Consider the following 5,125-nt stretch of genomic DNA (forward strand, 5'->3'; position numbering starts at 1 on the left):
AAATCTAATTCCTCCATCACTTTTTTCAGGGTATAGACTGGATCGTCGTCAGGTAAACTCAATTCGAAGAAACTAAAGTTAATTTTCTGTTGCCCAAACTCAAAAAAATCGTTATAATAATTAGTTGTTAGCATAGTTACATTATAACATGTAACGGAGAGAAAGATGGTTGTCGTTAGCCATCTTTTTTTCTTTTTTCAGATAAATTCAGAGAGGGTATGACTCGTTGTGAGCCATACCCTCTCTGCTTTGGAACTATCTATTGATATGCTCCCTTCTAGGTAGACAAGTGAAATAATAAAAACTTGTCACCTAGGAGGGAGCATATTTTATGTCTAAAAGAAAAGTATCTGTTGTGGATAAGATATATGCTGTAAATCTATATCTGGATGGAAAAGAAAGTCAACGGCGAATTGCCGATATGTTTGATGTAAGTCTCGCATCTGTCCAACAATGGATTCGAAACTATGAATCTATGGGAGCAAATGCATTCACATTGAAAGGGAATAAAAAATATTCCAAAGAATTGAAACAACAAGCAGTCGTAGATTATTTAGCAGGCTATGGTTCTCAAGATGATATTTGCAAAAAATATGGGATCCGTTCAAAAGCTAAGTTACAAATCTGGATAAAGAAGTATAATGGTCATGAAGAATTAAAATCTTCTGGAACAGGAGGAAGCATTATCATGACCAAAGGAAGAAAAACCACTTTTGAAGAACGGGTTGAAATAGTACAGTATTGTATCGCACATGATCGTAATTATGCCAAAACAGCAGAACAATACCAGGTGTCCTATCAACAGGCTCGCAATTATATAGTCAAATATGAAGCTGGTGGAATAGAAGCTTTAAGAGATAACCGTGGCAAACGAAAACGTCCCGATGAGATGAGTGAATTAGAAAAACTGCGTGCTGAAGTTAAAATTTTAAAAGCGGAGAAAGAATGTGCTGAAATGGAGGCATCTTTTTAAAAAAAACTCGAAGAAATAGAGAGGAGGCGGAGCTAAGCCTGGTCCGTCATGAACATATATATCAGGCAATCAAAGAAGAACATGAAGATCATAATTATTCAGTTGCTGCACTTTGTAAACTTGGTAATGTTTCTAGAGCAGCTTATTATAAATGGCTACACAGAGAAATTCCCAAAAGCGAGCAAAAGAATAGGTTTATTGATGACGAGATAGAAAAGATTCACACAGACTCACCGGATAAAGGCTATCGAAGGATCAGAGATGATTTGGAACGATATCATGGTATTGATATAAACGATAAACGTGTGCTACGCATTTGCCGTAAACTTAATATAAAATCAACTATCAAGTATTCTAACAACGGATGCACAAGACAGGCTGCAAACCCTCAGTATATAGCTGAAAACATACTTAATCGGGAGTTCACTGCCAAAGCACCAAATGAAAAATGGCTCACTGATGTGACAGAATTCCATTATTATATTGGGATTGAAAAGCATAAAGTTTATCTAAGTGCAATACTGGACCTATATGATAGACGGATTGTTTCGTATGTTATTCGTGATAAGAACAACAATGCTTTGGTGTTTGATACGGTAGACAATGCTTTACTTAGAAATCCTGATGCGCAGCCACTGTTTCACAGTGACAGGGGATTCCAATATACGAACAGGACATTTCATACAAAACTTGTAAATGCTGGAATAATACAAAGCATGTCGCGAGTTGCTAAATGTATCGACAATGGACCAATGGAAGGCTTTTGGGGGATTTTGAAGAGAGAGCGATACTATGGAAAACGATTCACTGATAGAGGTACTCTCGTAAAAATGATCGAAGATTATATAGATTACTATAACAATAAACGCTTACAAAGGAATCTCGGAATTTTAACACCAATGGAAAAACACGAAATTTACTTGCAAACCGCATAAAAACTGCCAGCAGACAAATTTCTGCTGGCAGGAAAATTTATATTTTTTCAATTGTCTACTTGACGGGGAGCGGTTCACATATTTCCCGACAGCCCCATTCTTTTTCTTCTGTCTTTATATGCCAGAAACAGAATCGTCAGAAACGTAACTGTCTCCGCTGCAAAAAGAGAGATCCAGATTCCATTTAATCCGAATAATTTCGCAAGTATAACTGCGCAGATAACAATAGCAACAATTCCTCTCAGGAATGATCCCACAATCGCGATTTTCGGTTCATCTACTGCTGAGAAATATGCCACCAGTACAACATTGATTCCTGCAACTATAAACCCAAGGAAATACAGACGCAGTCCTGTATGTGCATAATTCAATAACTGAACATTGTTTTCACTGTTGAAAATGCTGATTAGCGGGTCAGTTGCTGTCCAGATGATCAATTGGATCAATGCTTCTACTGCAAGACATACGAGCAGGCTCCATTTCAGAAGTTTTTTTACCTGAGTAGGCTGACCTTTTCCGTAGCTTTCACTGATCAGAGGCTGTGCTCCCTGGGCCAGACCGTTGAAGATTGCAAATGCCACGATAGAAAGGTTTGCCACAACTCCATAGGCTGCTACACCTACATTTCCTGCAATTCCCAGGATCAGGAAGTTAAATACAATAGCGATCACACCGGAAGACAGTTCACCGACGAATGCGGAAACTCCTAGCTGACAGCAGGAAATCAGGTGTCTGAATGACGGTTTTTTCCAATGGAATCCTACATGGTTTCTGCTGCTTCTGTAGTGTATGGTACAGACGCTCATTGTTACGATCAGACAGATTGCAGTAGCCAGTCCGGCTCCGGAAAATCCCAGACCGACTGGGAACATGAATATATAATCAAATATAATGTTAAAGATACTTCCACTGATGGAACCGATCATTGCAATAGAAGGCGCCCCATCGTTTCTGGCAAATGCAGTAAATGTATAATTTGACATGAAGAATGGTGTTGCGATCAGAATAATTCTCACATAGTTTCGTCCAAGTCCGATCAGTCCGGCATCTGCACCCAGCAAAGCCAATGCTTTGTCCGGAATAAAAATTCCGATCAGCATAAATGGAACTGCAACCAGTATGCTCCAGGTTACTGACTGTACGAAATAATGTTCTGTATTTTCTCCTTTTGCCCTGCTTATGGCATACCTGGTAGCGGAACCAATCCCGATCATAGCCCCAATCGCATAGATCAGTCCATAAACCGGCAGGATCAAATTGAGAACTGCCAGTCCGTCAGCACCGGAATATACAGATATAAAGAAAGTATCTGCCAGAACATAAACGGAAATCCCGATCATTCCGGCAACACTCTGGGTTACATATTTAGTGAATCTTTTCAGCATAATTCTTGTCTCCTTCCGTAAAGACTTGCCTTCTATTTATATATCTGTATTTTAAAAAATAGCAATCAAAAACTCCTCTCAGGCGCTATGCATAATAATTTCAACAACATGCTGCTTATAGCAGGTATTGATAAATTTATATCATTCTGATGATATATTATATTTCATTTTTCACGTTAATGATGTAAAATTATCAATGTAAATATCAGGGCATATTCGAATAATCATTTCTAAACTTTTTCAAATATGCTCCGGAAAGGAACTTTTATACTAATGAAAACCAAGATTCAGGATATGACCTCCGGTTCACCGGGACGGTTGATCATTCTTTTTGCAATTCCCCTGATGCTGGGAAATATCTGTCAGCAGCTTTATACAATGGTGGATACCATGGTTGTTGGTCAGGTTGCAGGTGTGGAGGCTCTTGCCGCACTGGGTGCTGTTGACTTTCTGATGTGGGTTGTCACAGGAATATCCACAGGACTCACTCAGGGATTTTCTATTCAACTCTCCCAGTATTATGGGGCAAAGGATTTCGAAAATCTGCGTAAATCTCTGGCTCACAGTTACCGGCTGACCGCATTCATCGCAGCCGGAGTATTGATTCTCAGCCAGTCATTTGCTTCGCTGGTATTAACAGGGCTGCATACACCTTCCAATATTATCGGAATGTCTCTGTTATATCTGCGCATCATTTTCTGTGGAATCCCCGCCACAGCAGCCTATAATATGTTTGCTTCTGCTCTAAGGGCTATGGGAAACAGTAAAACACCGCTGACCGCAATGATCATCGCATCTGTGCTGAATGTCTCACTGGACATCCTTTTTGTGGCAGGCTTCGGATGGGGTGTGGCAGGAGCAGCAATCGCAACTGTGATTGCACAGAGCTTCTCCGCTGTTTACTGTTTCCTGATTTTACGCAGAATTGATATCGTTCATCTGACCAGAGCAGATTTTATGCCTGCCTCCGGCATGAATGCCCGCCTGATGAAGCTTGGTATTCCTGTTGTATTTCAGAATATCATCATCGGTGTGGGCGGTCTGGTAGTCCAGTATGTGATCAATGGCTACGGTTTCCTTTTTGTAGCAGGATTTACAGCTACAAACAAGCTTTATGGTCTGCTGGAAATGGCTGCTATTTCCTATGGATATGCCATCGTTACCTATGTGGGTCAGAATCTGGGAGCCGGAAAGATTGACAGGATCAGAAAAGGCGTCCGCAGCAGTATGCTGCTTTCCCTGCTTACCTCACTGATCATTTCTGCTGCCATGTTTTTATTTGGAAAAAATATTCTCTCACTTTTCATCTCAGGTGAACCGCAGCAGACACAGCAGGTATTGGCAATTGCTTTTAAATACCTTTCTATTATGGCTGCCATGCTCTGGGTTTTGTACTTCCTGTACGTGTACAGATCTGTACTTCAGGGGCTGGGAGATACCTTAATGCCTATGGTAAGTGGTATGGCTGAATTTGTCATGCGTATCAGTGCTGCACTGATCCTTCCCCATTTTATCGGACAGGACGGTATTTTCTTTGCAGAGATTGCAGCATGGAGCGGAGCCACTGTGATCTTATGCATCAGCTATTATGTACGGATGCATAAATATCATTAAAACAAAACAGGGAGCTGTCGGTAAATAACGTTTTTTAGAGCTGACAGCACCAAACAAAAATATCCTGACAGTTACAGAGCTTTCTGGCTTTGCAACTTGTTCAGGATATTTTTATTTTGATAAATACTTTCTGTTTTTGGTCGCAAAAAATCCTTGTTTGGATTTTTTCAGCCGCATTTTTTTCTAGGCAGTTTTTCCTTCAAATTTTCTCAGTTTTT

General features: G+C 40.1%; 4 protein-coding genes and 1 pseudogene. 3 read left to right on the forward strand and 2 right to left on the reverse strand.

Annotated features, from left to right (window positions below; translation table 11 throughout):
• Positions 1-134, reverse strand: a pseudogene (locus WMO75_RS20135) (transposase); the annotation flags it as partial.
• A gap of 197 nt (positions 135-331) precedes the next feature.
• Between WMO75_RS20135 and WMO75_RS18745 the strand changes: the two are divergent.
• Together WMO75_RS18745 and WMO75_RS18750 are read left to right on the forward strand one after the other, a co-directional pair.
• The gene (locus WMO75_RS18745) at positions 332-973 is read left to right on the forward strand and encodes a helix-turn-helix domain-containing protein (RefSeq protein ID WP_118699429.1); all 642 of its coding nucleotides are present in this window, start codon (positions 332-334) and stop codon (positions 971-973) included.
• A gap of 68 nt (positions 974-1,041) precedes the next feature.
• Positions 1,042-1,908 carry an IS3 family transposase gene (locus tag WMO75_RS18750; protein ID WP_243111653.1) on the forward strand — a complete coding sequence of 289 codons (867 nt, stop codon included), beginning with the start codon at positions 1,042-1,044 and terminating at the stop codon, positions 1,906-1,908.
• A gap of 74 nt (positions 1,909-1,982) precedes the next feature.
• On the opposite strand, the gene WMO75_RS18755 is transcribed toward WMO75_RS18750, so the two are convergent.
• Positions 1,983-3,293: an MATE family efflux transporter gene (locus WMO75_RS18755; RefSeq protein WP_118699427.1), complete on the reverse strand. Its 1,311-nt coding sequence runs from the start codon at positions 3,291-3,293 to the stop codon at positions 1,983-1,985.
• A 273-nt stretch (positions 3,294-3,566) separates the two neighbouring features.
• Between WMO75_RS18755 and WMO75_RS18760 the strand changes: the two genes are divergently transcribed.
• Positions 3,567-4,907, forward strand: a complete 1,341-nt coding sequence (locus WMO75_RS18760; RefSeq protein WP_015528771.1) for an MATE family efflux transporter — start codon at positions 3,567-3,569, stop codon at positions 4,905-4,907.
• The last annotated feature ends 218 nt before the right edge of the window (positions 4,908-5,125 follow it).

Source organism: Blautia intestinihominis (assembly GCF_040096655.1).
GTDB lineage: Bacteria > Bacillota > Clostridia > Lachnospirales > Lachnospiraceae > Blautia_A > Blautia_A intestinihominis.

What these genes read in the sequence shown, in the direction of transcription:
- WMO75_RS18760 (WP_015528771.1), top strand. Translation starts at nt 3,567, where the DNA reads ATGAAAACCAAGATTCAGGATATGACCTCCGGTTCACCGGGACGGTTG.
- WMO75_RS18755 (WP_118699427.1), bottom strand. Translation starts at nt 3,293, where the DNA reads ATGCTGAAAAGATTCACTAAATATGTAACCCAGAGTGTTGCCGGAATG.
- WMO75_RS18745 (WP_118699429.1), top strand. Translation starts at nt 332, where the DNA reads ATGTCTAAAAGAAAAGTATCTGTTGTGGATAAGATATATGCTGTAAAT.